The 15,979-nt window shown below is 74.9% G+C and carries 12 protein-coding genes; 7 read left to right on the top strand and 5 right to left on the bottom strand.

Annotated features, from left to right (window positions below; genetic code table 11):
- The first annotated feature begins 2 nt into the window (after positions 1-2).
- The 5 genes from ABZ570_RS08180 (at position 3) to ABZ570_RS08160 (ending at position 8,183) form a co-directional block, all read left to right on the top strand.
- Positions 3-842: a GNAT family N-acetyltransferase gene (locus tag ABZ570_RS08180; RefSeq protein ID WP_358058727.1), complete on the top strand. Its 840-nt coding sequence runs from the start codon at positions 3-5 to the stop codon at positions 840-842.
- 166 nt (positions 843-1,008) lie between these two features.
- Positions 1,009-1,764 carry an ATP-binding cassette domain-containing protein gene (locus tag ABZ570_RS08175; RefSeq protein WP_358058724.1) on the top strand — a complete coding sequence of 252 codons (756 nt, stop codon included), beginning with the start codon at positions 1,009-1,011 and terminating at the stop codon, positions 1,762-1,764.
- Positions 1,761-3,911 (top strand): YhgE/Pip domain-containing protein, encoded by a 2,151-nt coding sequence (locus ABZ570_RS08170; protein ID WP_358058721.1) that lies wholly within the window; start codon positions 1,761-1,763, stop codon positions 3,909-3,911. Before ABZ570_RS08175 ends, ABZ570_RS08170 begins: the two co-directional genes overlap by 4 nt.
- 91 nt (positions 3,912-4,002) lie before the next feature.
- Positions 4,003-4,596, top strand: a complete 594-nt coding sequence (locus tag ABZ570_RS08165) for a TetR family transcriptional regulator (RefSeq protein ID WP_358058718.1) — start codon at positions 4,003-4,005, stop codon at positions 4,594-4,596.
- Positions 4,597-4,682: 86 nt separating this feature from the next.
- Positions 4,683-8,183 (top strand): ABC transporter ATP-binding protein, encoded by a 3,501-nt coding sequence (locus ABZ570_RS08160; RefSeq protein WP_358058715.1) that lies wholly within the window; start codon positions 4,683-4,685, stop codon positions 8,181-8,183.
- A gap of 105 nt (positions 8,184-8,288) precedes the next feature.
- Here ABZ570_RS08160 and ABZ570_RS08155 read toward each other — a convergent pair whose 3' ends face one another.
- The 4 genes from ABZ570_RS08155 to ABZ570_RS08140 form a co-directional block, all read right to left on the bottom strand.
- Positions 8,289-9,356 carry an NADH:flavin oxidoreductase/NADH oxidase gene (locus ABZ570_RS08155; RefSeq protein ID WP_358058712.1) on the bottom strand — a complete coding sequence of 356 codons (1,068 nt, stop codon included), beginning with the start codon at positions 9,354-9,356 and terminating at the stop codon, positions 8,289-8,291.
- A gap of 61 nt (positions 9,357-9,417) precedes the next feature.
- A complete protein-coding gene (locus ABZ570_RS08150) occupies positions 9,418-10,710 on the bottom strand; it encodes a dicarboxylate/amino acid:cation symporter (protein WP_358058808.1) in 1,293 nt (430 codons plus the stop codon).
- A 264-nt stretch (positions 10,711-10,974) separates the two neighbouring features.
- A complete protein-coding gene (locus ABZ570_RS08145; protein WP_358058709.1) occupies positions 10,975-11,595 on the bottom strand; it encodes a DUF998 domain-containing protein in 621 nt (206 codons plus the stop codon).
- Positions 11,588-12,553, bottom strand: coding sequence for a glutathione S-transferase C-terminal domain-containing protein (locus ABZ570_RS08140; protein WP_358058706.1), 966 nt, complete (start codon positions 12,551-12,553; stop codon positions 11,588-11,590). The genes ABZ570_RS08145 and ABZ570_RS08140 overlap by 8 nt, the downstream gene beginning before the upstream one ends.
- Positions 12,554-12,662: 109 nt before the next feature.
- Between ABZ570_RS08140 and pcaF the strand changes: the two genes are divergently transcribed.
- Complete coding sequence (gene pcaF, locus ABZ570_RS08135; protein WP_358058703.1) at positions 12,663-13,868, top strand: 3-oxoadipyl-CoA thiolase; 1,206 nt, start codon at positions 12,663-12,665, stop codon at positions 13,866-13,868.
- Positions 13,869-14,036: 168 nt separating this feature from the next.
- On the opposite strand, the gene ABZ570_RS08130 is transcribed toward pcaF, so the two are convergent.
- The gene (locus tag ABZ570_RS08130; RefSeq protein WP_358058700.1) at positions 14,037-14,909 is read right to left on the bottom strand and encodes a tetratricopeptide repeat protein; all 873 of its coding nucleotides are present in this window, start codon (positions 14,907-14,909) and stop codon (positions 14,037-14,039) included.
- Between the two features lie 196 nt (positions 14,910-15,105).
- Here ABZ570_RS08130 and ABZ570_RS08125 point away from each other — a divergent pair, with 196 nt between their 5' ends.
- A complete protein-coding gene (locus tag ABZ570_RS08125) occupies positions 15,106-15,606 on the top strand; it encodes a DUF456 domain-containing protein (RefSeq protein ID WP_358058697.1) in 501 nt (166 codons plus the stop codon).
- Positions 15,607-15,979 lie beyond the last annotated feature (373 nt).

The raw sequence follows: 15,979 nt of genomic DNA, 5'->3' as shown, positions 1-15,979 counted from the left end.
CCGTGCTCACCGTGCCGGTACGCCAACTTGGGGAATCGGAGCGCCGCGCGGTCGAACGGCTGCTCGACCTCGACCCGTTCGGCGCCGCGCAGGTCGCCGAGCGGGTGGCCGCCCGCGGGCTGGCCTGGTGGCGGGCCGAGGGGCGGATCCTGGGCTACGGTGCGCGGCGCAACCTGGAGTCGGTCTGCTGGCTGGGCGGCAATCTGACCCCGGTGCTCGCCTCGGAGCCGGCGGTGGCCGCCTTCGCCGACCTGTTGAGTACCGAGGAGCGGCTCTGCTCCTCGATCGTCGGCCGGGCCGACGCCGTGCTCGGCCTCTGGGACCGCCTCTCCGCGTACTGGGGGCCGGCCCGGGACGTACGCCCCAACCAGCCGCTGCTGGCCACGGACGCCCTGCCCGCCGTGACGGCCGACCCCGAGGTCCGTCGGGTGCGCGGCCCGGAGATCGACCGGCTCTTCCCGGCGGCGGTGGCGATGTACACCGAGGAGGTCGGGGTCTCTCCGCTGGCCGAGGACGGCGGTCGTGGGTACCGGCGGCGGGTGGCCGACCTGGTCCGGGCGGGCCGGGCGTACGCCCGGTTCGCGGACGGCAAGGTGATCTTCAAGGCCGAGTTGGCCGTGGTGACCCGGCGGACCGCCCAGGTGCAGGGGGTCTGGGTCGCGCCGGAGTGGCGCGGGCGGGGGATCGCCACCGCGGCCATGGCGGCGGTGGTGCGCGACGCGCTGGTCCGGGTCGCCCCGACGGTCAGCCTCTACGTCAACGACTTCAACCTGCCGGCCCGGCGGGTGTACGAGCGCTGCGGCTTCCGCCCCGTCGGCACGCTGGCCACCGTGCTCTTCTGAGCGGGTGAGGAAGGGCTCTTGTTGACGCCTGCGGTAGAGCAGGGCGCCCCTGCTGACCACGGCGTGGCCGGGATCACGCGGGTGTGAATTGCGCCGAAGCGGACAGTGGGGGCTACGCTCGACATGTTTTTGTACTGACCAGTCAGTTTAGAATTCGGGACGGACGATGAAGATCGTCGAGGCCAGCGGGCTGGGGTTGCGTACCCGGCGCGGCTGGGTCTACCGGGACGTCGACCTCACCGCCGAGGCGGGGGAAGTGCACGCGGTCACCGGGCCGCCCGGCAGCGGGCGCACCTCGCTGCTGCTCACCCTGGCCGGACGCTTCCCGCACAGCGAGGGGCAGCTGCGCCGCCGGGGGAGCGCCGCGCTCGGACAGATCGCCGGGGTGCACGAGCCCGACCCGACGCTGACCGTGGCCGAGCACATCCAGGAGCGGCTGCTGCTGCTCGGGCCGGTGCCGCGCCGCCGTCGGCAGCTCGTCCCGGTCGCCGCCGTGCGGGCGCGGCGCGCGTACCGCCGGGACGCCTTCGCCGCCGCGATCGCCGGCGCCGGCCTCACCGACGCCCCGCTCGACCCCCGGCGGTACGGGCGGGACCTCACCCCCGTCGAGCGGCAGGTGCTCGGGCTGGTGCTGGCCAGCCTGAGCGGCCCGAGCCTGATCGTCGCCGACGACGTGGACGCCGGCTCCGACGCCCCCGAGCGGGAGCGGATCTGGACCGTTCTGGCCCGCCTCGCCGACCAGGGGTACGCCGTGATCGCCAGTGCCCGCGCGGTCGAGCCGGGCACCCGCGCGGTCGTGCACCGGATCGGCGACCCGGCCCTGCCCACCCGGGCCGAGCCGGCCCCGCCCGCCGCGCCACCCGTCACGCCAGGCGTGGTGCAGCCTCGGGCGGCCGCCGAGCGGAGCGAGGTGGTCGCGTGAGCGTCCTCCGACTCGCCCTCTTCGAGCTGCGCCGGATGACCCGGGGCCGGCTGCCGCGCGCCGCGCTCGCCGTCCTCACCGTCATCCCGCTGCTCTACGGCGCCCTCTACCTCTACGCCTTCTGGGACCCGTACGGGAACCTCGACCGGATCCCGGTCGCCCTGGTCAACGCCGACCGGACGGTGCGGGCCGGCGACGGCAGCGAGGTGCACGCCGGGCGGGACCTCACCGACGAGCTGCTGGACCGGAAGGTCTTCGGCTGGACGGTGACCGACCAGGCCGACGCCACCGAAGGGCTGCGCGACGGCCGCTACCACCTGGTCTTCGCCATCCCGGCCGACTTCTCCGCCACCCTGGTCGCCAGCCCCGAGCCGGACCAGCCGGCCCGCCGGGGCGAGCTGAAGCTGGTCAACGACGACGCCACCAGCTACCTCTCCGGGCTGCTCGCCCGCTCCGCGTTCAGCGAGATCCGGGCCGCCGCCGCGGCGAGCACCGCCGCGTCGTACTTCGACAAGATGCTGATCGGCTTCACCGACGCGAAGGCCGAGACCGGCCGGGCCGCCGAGGGGGCCGGGCAGCTGCACGACGGGCTCGGCGCGTCACAGGCGGGCGCCGGGCAGCTCGTCGACGGGCTGGGCAGCGCCGAGGACGGTGCCGGGCAGCTCGCGGGCGGCCTCGACCAGTCCGTACGGGGCGCGGAGAAGCTGGCCGGCGGGCTCGACCAGCTCTACACCGGGGCGGCTCAGCTCGCCGACGGGGCCAACCGGGCGGCCACCGAGACCCGCGCCGCCGCGGCCCAGGTGGACGCCGCCGCCGACCGCTACGAATCGCTGCTACGCAGGAACGCGGCCGACATCGAGCGGGCCGCCACCGCGGTCGCCGTGGGCGCGCAGGCGCTCGCCGACGGCCTCGACGCGCTGCCGGACCGGGCGGACGAGGTGGTGACCCGGGCGGAACAGGTCCGCGACCGCCTGGACGCGGTGGTGAAGGCGCACCCCGAGCTGGCCGACGACCCGGACCTGGCCGCCGCCGGGCAGGCCGCCGACCGGGCGGTCACCGCGGCCCGGGCCATGGCGTCCACGCTCGACGGCACCGACCTGGCCACGCTCAAGAAGCAGATGACCGAGGTCGCGCGGACCGCCCGGGAGATCGCCGCCGCCGCGCCGCACCTGGCCGACGACGTCGCCGCCGCCCGGGCCAAGGTCGACCAGCTCGCCAGCGGGCTCAGCACCCTCGCCGACGGCAGCGCCAAGCTCCGCGACGGGCTCGGTGACGCCACGAACGGCGCCGACCAGTTGCGCGGCGGGCTCTACCGCCTCGCCACCGGCGCCCGCCAGCTCGACGGCGGGCTGGCCCAGCTCAGCTCCGGCGGCAACCGGCTCGTCGACGGGCTGACCAAGCTGGAGAGCGGCGCCGGCGACCTCGCCGACGGGCTCGCCGCCGGAGAGCGGAAGCTGCCCGGGTACCACGACGCGGACAGCCGCTCCGGCATCCTCGGCGACCCCGTCGGCCTGATCCGCACCGCGCACCACCCGGCCGGCTCGTACGGGGTGGGCTTCGCCCCGTACTTCCTGGCGCTCGCCCTCTGGGTCGGCGCGATGATCACGTACATGCTGCTGCGGCCGGTCAACCGGCGGCACGTGATGTCCGGCGCGCCCGGCTGGCGGGTCGTGCTCGCCGGCTGGCTGCCCGCCGCGGCGATCGGCCTGGCCCAGTCCGCGGTGCTGTTCACCGTGGTGACCCTGGTGCTCGGCCTCGACCCGCAGCACGGGCTGGCGACGCTGGGCCTGCTCGCGCTCACCTCGCTGGCGTTCACCGCGATCATGCAGCTGCTCGGCGTGGCGCTCGGCCCGGCCGGCCGGCTCGCCGCGCTGGCCCTGCTGATGCTGCAGCTCACCTCCTCCGGCGGCACCTACCCGGTGCAGACCTCGCCCGGCTTCTTCCAGGCGATCCACCCCTGGCTGCCGATGACGTACGTGGTGGCCGGGCTGCGGCACACCATCAACGGCGGCCCGGCCCGTCCGGTGGTCACCGGGGCGCTGGTGCTGGTCGCCTTCGGGGCGGGCGCGCTGGCGCTCACCGTCGGCGCGGCGCGCCGGTCCCGCCGGCTCACCCCGGCCAAGCTGCACCCCGAACTGGCCATGTGAGGATGCTCGTGTGCCGTACGGCGGTGGCGCCCCGGCCCCGGCTCGGGGTCGTTCCGGCGGCCCGCACCGGACCGGTCGACGGGGAGGGCGTGTGACGGACGGACGGTCGCGCCGGCGGGAGGACACCCGCCAGCGCCTCTTCGTGGCGGCGGTCGAGCTGATCGCCGAGCGGGGCTTCTCCGCCACCACGGTGGACGACATCGCCGCCCGGGCCGGGGTGGCGAAGGGGACCGTCTACTACAACTTCGAGTCCAAGACCGTGCTCTTCGAGGAGCTGCTGCGGCACGGCATCGGCCTGCTCACCGCCGACTTCCGCGCCGCGGTCGCCGGGCTGCCGCCCCGCGAGGCGCTCGCCGCGCTGGTCCGCGCCGAGCTGGAGTACATCCGCCGCTACCGGGCGTTCGCCCAGCTCCTGCTCTCCGAGATGTGGCGCACCAACCGGGAGTGGCAGCAGACCCTGCGGCTGCTGCGCGGGGAGGCCATCGAGGTGATCGCGGAGACCGTACGGGCCGGCGTGGCCAGCGGTGACCTCCCCGCCGACCTGGACATCCGCACGGCCAGTTCGGCGCTGTTCGGCGTCGGCCTGGTGGTGGCCGTGGACTGGCTGGTCTTCCAGCCGGACCGGCCGATCGAGGAGGTGCAGGAGGCCCTGCTCGGCATCGTCCGCCGGGTCGCGCAGGCGTGAACCGGGCGTAAATGGTTTGAGCCGTCACGGCCGGGCCGGAAGGCTGGGGGTACCGCCCCCACCGACCCGAGTCCGGAGGACTGTCCATGCGCCTGCTCCGAGATCTCTGGGCCACCGCACCGCGTCGGATGGCGGTCGTCCTCCTGCTCATCGTGCTCGGTGCCGGCGGTCAGGCCGCCGCGTCGGCGCTGGCCGGCCCGGTGCTGGTGCACCGGTCGGGCGGCTGGTTCACCGCCCTGGCCGGTGCGCTGGTCGCGGTCGTGATCAGCGACCTGCTCATCGGGCTGCTGATGGCCGGCCTCACCGCCGACTGGTCCGCCGACGTACGCCGCCGGCTGTGCCGGGTGGCGCTCGGGCAGGACCTGCCCACCCTGGAGGCCACCCCGGTCGGCGAGCTGCTGGACCGGATCGACAACGACGTCTACCAGGTCGCCGCCGAGATGCGGAACACCGGGGTACGGCTCGTCCAGGGGCTCGCCGTCTGCCTGCTCGCCACCGTCAGCGCGTTGTTCGTCTGGTGGCCGGCCGGCGTCGGGATGATCGTGCTGACCGTCCTGCTCGGCGTGGTGCTGCGCCGTCCCACCGCCCGGATCGCCCCGGCCCGGATGGCCGAGGAGGAGGCCTGGTCCGACCTGGCCGCCGTGATGGAGGAGGCGGTGCACGGCCAGGACGACGTGCGGACCAGCCTGGCCCGCCCGTACGTGCTGCGGCTATACGCCCGTCGGGCCGCCGAGGTGATCGCCCGGGGCGGCCGGGTGTTCCGGATGTCCGCCAAGGTCACCGCCATCGCCGCCGGCGGCATCCGGGTCGGCATCGCGGGCGTGGTCCTCGCCGGGGCGTGGGCGCTCGCCACCGGCCGGGTGGACGGCGCCCGGCTCACCGCCATCTGGCTGCTCGCCCTCGCCTTCGGCGCGACCGTCGAGCACATCGCCCGCTGGGTGCCGCACCTGCAGTACGCGCTCGGCGCCTGGGCCCGCGTGCAACTGCTCTCCGCCGCCCGGCAGGAACCCGCCGGCGGGGTCGCCCCGTTGGACGGGGACCTGACCGTACGCGGGCTCACCTTCCGTTATCCCGCCGCCGGGGACGACCGCGGGCCGGCGCTGCGCGACATCCGGCTCACCTTCGCCCGGGGCCGGTCGTACGCGCTGGTCGGGCGGACCGGCTCGGGCAAGTCGACGCTGACGAAGGTGCTCACCCGGGCGGTGGACGTGCCGCGCGGGACCGTCTTCCTCGGCGACACCGACCTGGTCGACCTGGACGTCGAGGCGCTGCGCCGGTGGATCGCGGTGGTGCCGCAGCGTACCGAGATCCTCGCCGGCACCCTGGCCGAGAACGTCGCGCTCTTCGACCCCGCCCTGCTCGACGACGCCACCCGGGCACTGGAGGAGCTGGGCCTGGCCGGCTGGATCGCCGAGCTGCCCGACGGGGTGCACACGAAGCTGGGCGAGGGCGGGCAGGCGCTCTCCGCCGGGCAGGAGCAGCTCGTGGCGTTCGCCCGGATCCTGGTCCGGGACCCGCAGGTGGTGATCCTCGACGAGGCCACCGCCCGGCTCGACCCGGTCACCGAGACCCGGGTACGCCAGGCCACCGAACGGCTGCTCACCGACCGGATCGGCATCGTCATCGCGCACCGGCTCTCCTCGGTGCGCCGCTGCGACGAGGTCGTGGTGATGGCCGACGGCGCGGTGCTGGAGGCCGGCCCGCTGCGCGAGTCGGCCCGCTTCGCCGAGCTGCTCGCCACCAGCCACGCCACCGCGCACGCCGGCGCCGGCGGCCGGCGCGGCGGGGTGGAGCTGCTGGACGGGCCGGGCGACGCGGCCTGGCCCGACGAGCCGGCGTTGCCGGCGCCGCCGGTCGCCGTCCCGCGCCAGGTCGCCGTGCCACGGACCGACCCGCCGCCCGTGCCCACCACGCCGCCCGCGCGGACCCTGCGGGAGATCCTGCGGCTGGGCACCAACGATCCCCGGTACGGCCTGGTCTCGATCGGGATGTTCATCGTGCTGACCCTGCTCGGGCTGGACGGCTCGGTGCTGCCCTGGCTCTGGGCCGAGGTGGTCGGCGGGGGAGATCCCTGGCTGCCGGCGCTGGGCATCGTCGCCGCGCTGCTGGTCGTGCTGCCGCTGCCGTACCTGACCAACCTCTGGTTTCCGCAGTGGTGGATCCGGCAGATGCTGCGGATCAGCCTGCGCCTGGTGCACGGGCAGACCGGGGCCCGGCGGGTCAGCAAGCACACCCCCGCCGAGGTGGTGGCCCAGGGCGGCGACACCGAGCGGGTGGTGCAGCTGGCCGACAACCTGATGGACCAGTTCATCTCGCTGGCCCTCATGATCACTATGACCCTGGTGACCGGCAGCCTCGTACCCGCGCTGTTCTTCCTCGGCACCATGGTGGTCTCCGGGCTGGCCGCCACGCTGTTCGCGCCCCGGCTGGAACGCAGCGCCCGCGGCACCGTCAAGGCCCGCGCCGCCTTCGCCACCGGGCTGGTCTCCGCGCTCTCCGCCGCCCGTACGGTGAAGCTGGCCGGCGCCACCCGGCCGGTGCTGGACCACCTCGCGAAGCTGGACACCGTCCGCAGCGACCGGCAGCGGCGGGAGATCGCCATGCAGGTGTGGGCGCGATCCACCCCGTCGATGGCCAGCGGACTGCTGCCTATCGGGGCGTGGGCGCTCTACCTGGCCGGCGGGCTCTCCGCCGGGGCGACGCTGGTGGCGGTCTCCACGCTCGGCGCGGCCCGCTGGTTCGCCTGGACCACCGCGGCCCTGGTCTCGCACTACCCGTCGGCGCGGGTGTGGACCCGGCGGACCGCCGCGATGACCGGGGTGGCCACCTACTCGGCGGAGGTGCCGGGGGTGGACCTCGCCGCGGGTACCGCCCCTGCGCCCGAGCCGCCGCCCCGGCACCCGCTGCGCCGGCTGGAGCTGGCCGGATTCGGCGCGCTGCACTCCGACGGCGTCCTCGCCGTACGCGATGTCGATCTGGTGGTGGAGCGCGGGCAGTTGGTGCTGGTGGTCGGCCCGGTCGGCGCCGGCAAGTCGTCGCTGCTGCGGGCGCTCGCCGGGATCGTCCACCACACCGGCACGCTGCGCTGGAACGGCGAGCCGGTCACCGAGCCGGAGCTGTTCCTCCGCCCCAACCAGGTCGGGTACGTCGGGCAGCTGCCCCGGGTGCTCTCCGGCACGGTGGCCGACAACATCGCGCTCGGCCACCAGGTGGACGCCGCCGGCGCGGTGGCGACCGCCCAGTTGGACCACGACCTGGCCGCCGCGGGAGGCGGGCTGGGGCTGCTCATCGGGCACAAGGGCACCCGGCTCTCCGGCGGGCAGCTCCAGCGGCTGGCGCTGGCCCGGGCCCTGGCGCCGCGTACCGAGCTGCTGGTCGCCGACGACGTGTCGTCCGCACTGGACGTCACCACCGAGCTGGCGCTCTGGGCGGCCCTACGGGAGCACGGGGTGACGGTGGTCGGGTCGACCTCCAAACGGGCCGCGCTGGTCCGGGCGGACCACGTGGTGGTGCTGGTCGACGGTGCCGTGGCCGCCCAGGGCCCCTGGCCTGACCTCGAGGCCGACTGGGGCCACCTGGCGGGCTGACCACTCCGGGCCCGCCCGGTTCGTCGATCATGAAGTTGACGGCGTTCGGCGTCCGATTTGTCGCCGCTAACGTCATGATCAACCGGGCGGGGTTCGGGGGTCGGGTCAGAAGGCGCGGGTGTACTGGTTGGGCCAGTGGGGGGTGGCGCCGAGCTTGGCGGCGGCGCGACGCGGCCAGTACGGGTCGCGGAGGAGTTCGCGACCGAGCAGGACCAGGTCGGCCTCGCCGCCGGCGACGATCTGCTCGGCCTGCTCCGGCTCGACGATCAGCCCGACCGCACCGGTCGGCACGCCCGCGTCGCGGCGGATCCGCGCGGCCAGCGGCACCTGGTAGCCGGGGCCGACCGGGATGCTCGCCCCGGCCGAGGCGCCGCCGGAGGAGGCGTCGACCAGGTCCACCCCGGCGGCGGCCAGCTCGCCGGCGAGCACCACGCTGTCCTCGACGGTCCAACCGCCGTCCACCCAGTCGGTGGCGGAGATCCGGGTCAGCACCGGCGCCGCCTCGCCGACGGTGGCCCGGACCGCCCGGGCCACCTCCAGGGTGAGTCGCATCCGGCCCGCCCGGTCGCCGCCGTAGCCGTCGGTGCGGTGGTTGGTCAGCGGGGAGAGGAACTCGTGCAGCAGGTAGCCGTGCGCGGCGTGGATCTCCACGGCGCGGAAGCCGGCATCGAGGGCCCGCCCGGCGGCGACGGCGAACGCCTCGACCACCCGGGCGATGCCGGCCTGGTCGAGCGCGGTCGGGCGCCGGTAGTCGGGCAGGAACGGCTCGACCCCGGGCCCGACCGGCGTCCAACCGCCCTCGGCGTCCGGCACACCGCCCTTGTGCGCGGCCCACGGCCGGTACGTCGACGCCTTGAACCCGGCGTGCGCCAGCTGCACGGCCGGCACTGCCCCCTGCGCGGCGAGGAACGCGGTGATCGGCCGCCAGGCGTCGACGTGCGCGCCGGACCAGAGGCCGGTGTCCTGGGGGCTGATCCGGCCTTCGGGCACCACCGCGGTGGCCTCGGTGATGATCAGCCCGACCCCGCCGACCGCGCGGGAGCCGAGGTGGACGCGGTGCCAGTCGGTGGGCAGGCCGTCCGGGCCGGCGCTGTACTGGCACATCGGCGCCATGGCGACCCGGTTCGGCAGGGTGACGCCGCGCAGGGCGAGCGGGGTGAACAGGACACTCATGCGCTGATCCTCCTCGGAGACGACGAGGGAGGGCCCACGGGCCCTCCCTCGTGCGGCGTGCTCAGGCGGGGACGGGGGCGAGCCGCTCCGCGGGGCGGTCGGCCTCGTCCGGGTCCACCAGGTCGCGCTTACCGGCCGAGTCGTACGCCCCTCGGTCGAGGGTGCCCTCCCGGGCGGCCACGATGGTCGGCACCAGCGCCTGGCCGGCCACGTTGGTGGCGGTGCGGATCATGTCCAGGATCGGGTCGATCGCCAGCAGCAGGCCGGCGCCGGCCAGCGGCAGCCCCAGCGTGCTCAGGGTCAGGGTGAGCATGACGATCGCGCCGGTGAGGCCGGCGGTGGCGGCCGAACCGACCACCGAGACGAAGGCGATCAGCAGGTAGTCGGTGACGCCCAGGTGCACCCCGAAGACCTGCGCCACGAAGATCGCCGCCAGCGCCGGGTAGATGGCGGCGCAGCCGTCCATCTTCGTGGTGGCGCCGAACGGCACGGCGAAGGAGGCGTACTCGCGGGGGACGCCGAGCCGCTCGACGGAGCGCTGGGTCACCGGCATGGTGCCCACCGAGGAGCGGGACACGAAGGCCAGCTCGATGGCGGGCCAGGCGCCGGCGAAGAAGCGCAGCGGGTTGAGCCGGCCGGCGGCCACCAGCAGCAGCGGGTAGACCACGAAGAGCACGATCGCGCAGCCGACGTAGACGGCGGTGGTGAACTTGGCGAGCGGGGCGAGCAGGTCCCAGCCGTACGACGCGACGGCGTTGCCGATCAGGCCGAGCGTGCCGATCGGGGCGAGCCGGATGACCCACCAGAGCGCCTTCTGCACGATGGCCAGCAGCGAGCGGTTGAGCGCCACGAACGGCTCGGCGGCCTCGCCGATCAGCATCGCGGCGGCACCCACCACCAGGGCGAGGAAGACGATCTGGAGGACGTTGCCCTCGACGAACGCGCCGATCGGGTTGGTCGGGACGATGCCGGTGAGGAAGTCGGTCCAGGAGCCCGCCTTCTTCGGCGCGGCGGCGCCGGCCAGGTCGAGGGTGACGCCCTTGCCCGGGTCGGTGAGCAGGCCGAGGCCGATGCCGATGCTCACCGCGATCAGCGCGGTGAGGCCGAACCAGAGCAGCGTCTTCAGGGCCAGTCGGGCGGCGTTGGCCACGCCGCGCAGGCTGACCACGCTGACCACGATCGCGGTGAAGACCAGCGGCGGCACGGCCAGCTTGAGCAGCTGGACGAAGAGGTGACCGACGGTGTCGAGGGTGCTGGTCAGCCAGGCGAGGTCGTTGGCGCGGGCGAGGAAACCGAGCGCCACGCCGAGCACGAGGCCGAGCAGGATCTGCAGGGAGAAGGGAAACTTGCGCAGGGCAGCAGCCATGAGGATGTGTCCAAGGTCTGGAAAGGGTGAACGGGGCAGCGTCAGGAGTGGGGCTGCGCCGGACAGATGCCGCTGGCCTGCCGTCGAAGGTCGACGTACAGGCGCACGGTGAGGTGCCAGACGTTGGTCATCGCCGCAGAGGCTACTCCCAGCAAGTTCCCAGCCGGAAGGAGTACCCCGCGTGACGCTCCTTACAAGCGTGGTTAGGAGGGGCCCCTTCCTATACAAAATGCGTTAACAGGGTGCCCTTCCTTACCTGCGGGCCAGGGCGAGGGTGGCGGATGTGGCCAGGCCCCAGGCCACGGCGACCAGCAGCAGGAGGCGTTCCAGGACCCCCACCACCGGGCCGCGGCCCACGGTCAGCATGGCCAGCGCGATCGCCGCGGAGAGCGGCAGGGACAACGCGGCGCCGAGCCCGGCGATCCGGCGCAGGCGCCGGCCCGCCGTCGGGGAGAGGACCAGGGCCAGCATCGCGAAGACCACCGCGGCGGTGGCCGCCACGCTCGCCCCGCCGTGCACCAGGTCGGCCACGGTGGCGGCCTCGAACGGCGGCAGCGGGCAACCGGCGGTGCAGGTCACCGCGCCGGAGAGCACCGTACCGACCCCGCCGGCGGCGAGCAGTGCCGCCGCCGCGCGCAGCGCCGGGGGCAGGGCCACCGCGAGCAGCAGCAGCGCCGCCGCGAGGGCGAAGACCCCGATCCGGTACGCCCCGGCGTACCCGCTCTCGGTGACGCCGGCCTCGCTGACGTACCCGGTCAGGCCCGGACCGGGCCCGGCGACCACGGCGACCGTCACCGCGACCGAGCCGGCCACCACGCAGCCGGAGGCGGCCGACGCCGCGGCGGCCCGGACGACGCCCGGATCCTCAGCCACGCCCGTGCGGCGTGGTCCAGCCGTGCAGGTCCGGACCGAGCGGCACGATCCGGCTCGGGTTGATCATTTCGTGGGTGGCGTAGTAGTGCCGCTTGATGTGGTCGAAGTCGACCGTCTCGCCGAAGCCGGGAGTCTGGAACAGGTCGCGGGCGTACGCCCAGAGCACCGGCAGCTCGGTGAGCTTCTGCCGGTTGCACTTGAAGTGCCCGTGATAGGCCACGTCGAAGCGGACCAGGGTGGTGAACAGCCGCACGTCCGCCTCGGTGATCCGGTCGCCCATCAGGTAGCGGCGCCCGGCCAGCCGCTCCGACAGCGCGTCCAGCCGGTCGAACAGCGCCGTGTACGCCTCGTCGTACGCCTGCTGTGAGGCGGCGAAGCCGCACCTGTAGACCCCGTTGTTGACGTCCCGGTGGATCTCCGCCATCAGCGCGTCCATCTCCGGCCGCAGCTCGACGGGGTAGAGGTCCGGTGCTCCGGCCTTGTGGAACCGCCGCCACTCGGTGGAGAAATCCAGGGTGAGCTGCGGATAGTCGTTGGTGACCACCTTGCCGGTCCGGGTGTCGACCAGCGCCGGCACGGTGACCCGGCCGGTGTAGTCAGGGTCGGTCGCGAGGTACGCGTCGGAGAGGAAGCCGATGCCCAGCACCGGGTCGAAGCCGTCCTGGTCGAGGCTGAACCGCCAGCCCCGCTCGTCCCGGATCGGGTCCACCGTGCCGAGCGAGATCACGTCCTCCAGGCCGAGCAGGTTGCGCACGATCCGGGCCCGGTGCGCCCAGGGGCAGGCCCGGCACCAGATCAACCGGTACCGACCGGCCTCCAGCGGCCAGCGCCCCTGGTCGTCCGGTCCGCCGCCCGGCGGCGAGGTGGAGTGCGGGGTGACCCGGTCGGTGAACCGGTTGGGCTGGCGGACGAACGCGCCGCCGCCGGAGGTCTCTGCGCTGAACTGGGCCCGGGCCATGCCGTCAACCTATCCGTTCCGGGCGCGGATATCCTGGCGCCGGACGCCCCCCGTGACCCGGCGGGCGCCCCACCGCCAGCCCCTTCCCACCCCCGGAGGACGCGCGCCGATGACCGTGGCATATCTCGTGGCCGGAGTCCGCACCCCGATCGGCCGGTACGCCGGTGCCCTCGCCGGCGTACGCCCCGACGACCTGGCCGCGCACGTGATCCGCGAGCTGGTCGCCCGGCACCCCGGCGTGGACTGGGCCCGCACCGACGACGTGATCCTGGGCTGCGCCAACCAGGCCGGGGAGGACAACCGCAACGTGGCCCGGATGGCGGCGCTGCTCGGCGGGCTGCCCGAGGAGGTGCCCGGCAGCACGGTCAACCGGCTCTGCGGCTCCGGCCTGGACGCCCTGGCCAGCGCGGCCCGGTCGATCGTGGCCGGGGAGGCCGACCTGGTGGTGGCCGGTGGGGTGGAGAGCATGAGCCGCGCCCCCTTCGTCATGCCGAAGGCGACGACGGCGTTCTCCCGCACCGCGGAGGTGTACGACACCACCATCGGCTGGCGGCTGGTCAACCCGCTGATGGAGCGGGGCTGGGGCATCGACTCGATGCCGGAGACGGCGGAGAACGTCGCCGCCGAGTTCGGCGTCGACCGCGCGGCGCAGGACGAGTTCGCGTACCGCTCCCAGCAGCGCGCCGCCAAGGCGCAGGCCGACGGCCGGCTGGCCGAGGAGATCGTCCCGGTGACCGTGCCGGCCGGCCGGCGGGAGACGAAGCTGGTCGAGGTCGACGAGCACCCCCGGGAGACCTCGCTGGAGAAGCTCGCCGCGCTGCCCACCCCGTTCCGCACGGGCGGCACGGTGACCGCCGGCAACTCCTCCGGCGTCAACGACGGCGCGGTGGCCCTGCTGGTCGCCTCCGAGGCGGCCGTCGCCCGCTACGCCCTCACCCCGCTCGCCCGGGTGACCGGTGCGGCGGCGGCCGGCGTGCCGCCGCGGATCATGGGCGTGGGCCCGGTCCCGGCCACCCGGAAGCTGCTCGACCGGCACGGGCTGGCGCTGGCCGACCTGGACGTGATCGAGCTGAACGAGGCGTTCGCCGCGCAGTCGGTGGCGGTGCTGCGCGAGCTGGGGCTGCCCGAGGACGCCGAGCACGTCAACCCGAACGGCGGGGCGATCGCTCTCGGCCACCCGCTCGGCGCCAGCGGCGCCCGGCTGGCGCTCACCGCCGCGCTGGAGCTGCGCCGCCGGGGCGGCCGGCGGGCCCTGGCGACCATGTGCATCGGCGTCGGGCAGGGCATCTCGCTGCTGCTGGAGGCGGCAGCCTGACGCCACGGTGACTGCCCGCCCGCCGGCCGTCGGCGAGTGCTGCCGCACCGGCCGGCGGCACCGCCGGCCGCCGTCCCGCCCAGGCCGGACGGCGCCGGCGTGGCGGGCGGGCCGGCCGGGGGACAGCGCCGGCGGGCCGGACAGCGCCGGCGGGGCCGGCGGGCGGGGTCAGGCAGGGGCTTCGGCGCAGCCGCAGAACCCGCCATCGTGCCAGCCTCGCTTGCTCGCGGCGACGAGAAAGGGCACGAACCAGCCGTCCAGCTGGCCGGCGCACCGGCGGGCCTCGGTGTTCAGTTCGGCCGCCCGGCCCTCGACGCCGAGCAGGTACCCGAGCTTCCGCCACGCCTGGTAGCGCATGTCGCGGTCCTCCGTGGCGGTCCGGAGCACCGCGAGCGCCTCGTCGACGCGCCGCTGCTGGTACAGCAGTTGGGCCAGCCGGGCGTACAGGTGGCTCGCTCCCTCGGCCAGCCCCGTCCGGTACGACTCGATCGCCGCGTCGACCAGGCCGCGTTTCTCGAACGCCCGGCCCACCTCCCAGCGCGGCACATCAGGTACCTGCCGCAGCGCCCGCCCCAGCGCAACCGCCTCGTCCCGGCGGCCACTGTCCGCGAGCAGCACCACCAGATCGGGTGCCACGGCCGGTACGCCCCCGGCGAGCAACTCCCGGAAGAGCGACTCGGCCTCGGTGAGCCGGCCGACCCGAGCCAGGTGCCGGCTCAGGCCGACGCGGGCGCCAGGATCGCCGGCCGCCACGGCGGCCCGCCACGCGGCCGCCGCCTCGTCGGTGCGGCCCGCCCCGGCCAGCATGTCGGCGTACCGCCCGCGGGCCCCCGCGAGACCCGCCACGATCGCCCGGTGCCACTCGGCGACCGCCTCGTCGAACCGGCCGTGCTCGGCCAACACGTCGGTCAGCCAGGTCAGGTCGCCGAGGAGACCACGGTCGGTGATGGCGTCCAGCAGGGCCACCGCCTCGTCGACGCGCCCCTGTTCCAACAGCCAGTCGACGCGTTCCTCGTCGTCGGTCGGTTCGTCCCCGCACATGGCGGCCACCGTAGGTCATCACGGGGCGGGGGCCCGAGGGGTTTCCGGGGACGTGGCCCGAGTGCCCGGACCGTGGGCGGCCGTCGAAAGTGGATCATTCGAACCGGAGCGGCCGCGCATAGAGTGGTCACGACCACACGATCTCGCGGAACGTACGGCGCAGGCAGCAGATCCGCACGGGCGGGGAGGAGGTGCCGTGGGTCTGACGGACTCCCAGGCGGTGGTCGTGCTGCTCGCCGGCCTGGCGATCCTGGCCGGGCTGGCCGGGGTGGTGGTGCCCGGGCTGCCGGCGCTGCCCCTGTGCTGGGGCGGGGTGCTGGTGTGGGCGCTCTTCGGCGACGCCGGCCCGGGTCGCTGGGTGGTGCTCGCCGGTGCCACCGTGGTCGCCGTCGGGGGCGGGATCGTCAAATACCTCTGGCCGGGGCGAAGCCTGAAGCGGGCCGGAGTGCCCGCCTCGTCGCTGCTGGCCGGGGCCGTGCTGGGGCTGGTCGGCTTCTTCGTCATCCCGGTCGTCGGCCTGGTGGTGGGCTTCGTCGCCGGGGTGTGGGGCGCCGAGCGGTTGCGGCTCGGGGACAACCGCCTCGCCTGGCCCGCCACCGTGCGGGCGCTGAAGGCGGCGGGGCTGTCCATGCTGGTCGAGTTCCTGGCCGGCGTGGTTATCGCCGTCCTCTGGGTCGCCGGCCTGCTGTTCGTCTGAGTCGCCGGCGCGGGCGCTCGCCCGACCTGGTGGTGGCGTTCGGGTCGGCCGTGCTCGTCGCGCTGCCGGCGCGGTGACAGAGACGGCGCGGGGTGTCCGGGAGGGTACGGCGCATCGCCGTACGAGTGAGAGAGAGGTGGACACCCCGCGCCGTCGCGGGCCGGGCGTGCCGAGTGCCCGGCGCTGGGCCCGTCGCGATCGGGCCTGGTCACTGGCTCCAGCATGCGGCCGGCGCCACGGTGGGGCAACGCATTTCGCGCCGGCGCGAGTGACGCGGCGCGGCGGCCAATGGTCTGCTCCTGGCGGAATTTTCGGTCGATCTCCATTGACCCGCTTGACGGTGGCGGCTCATCATCCCGTCAGGCGGTGACGC

Source organism: Micromonospora sp. NPDC007271 (genome assembly GCF_040634005.1).
Taxonomy (GTDB): domain Bacteria; phylum Actinomycetota; class Actinomycetes; order Mycobacteriales; family Micromonosporaceae; genus Micromonospora.
The sequence above is the reverse complement of the archived record's forward strand: the minus strand, read 5'-3'. Positions and strand labels throughout refer to the sequence as shown.

Excerpts from the sequence above, each read along its gene's own strand:
- ABZ570_RS08140 (WP_358058706.1), bottom strand. The coding sequence starts at position 12,553 with ATGGCCCGGGCCCAGTTCAGCGCAGAGACCTCCGGCGGCGGCGCGTTC.
- ABZ570_RS08130 (WP_358058700.1), bottom strand. The coding sequence starts at position 14,909 with ATGTGCGGGGACGAACCGACCGACGACGAGGAACGCGTCGACTGGCTG.
- ABZ570_RS08155 (WP_358058712.1), bottom strand. The coding sequence starts at position 9,356 with ATGAGTGTCCTGTTCACCCCGCTCGCCCTGCGCGGCGTCACCCTGCCG.
- ABZ570_RS08175 (WP_358058724.1), top strand. The coding sequence starts at position 1,009 with ATGAAGATCGTCGAGGCCAGCGGGCTGGGGTTGCGTACCCGGCGCGGC.
- pcaF (WP_358058703.1), top strand. The coding sequence starts at position 12,663 with ATGACCGTGGCATATCTCGTGGCCGGAGTCCGCACCCCGATCGGCCGG.
- ABZ570_RS08160 (WP_358058715.1), top strand. The coding sequence starts at position 4,683 with ATGCGCCTGCTCCGAGATCTCTGGGCCACCGCACCGCGTCGGATGGCG.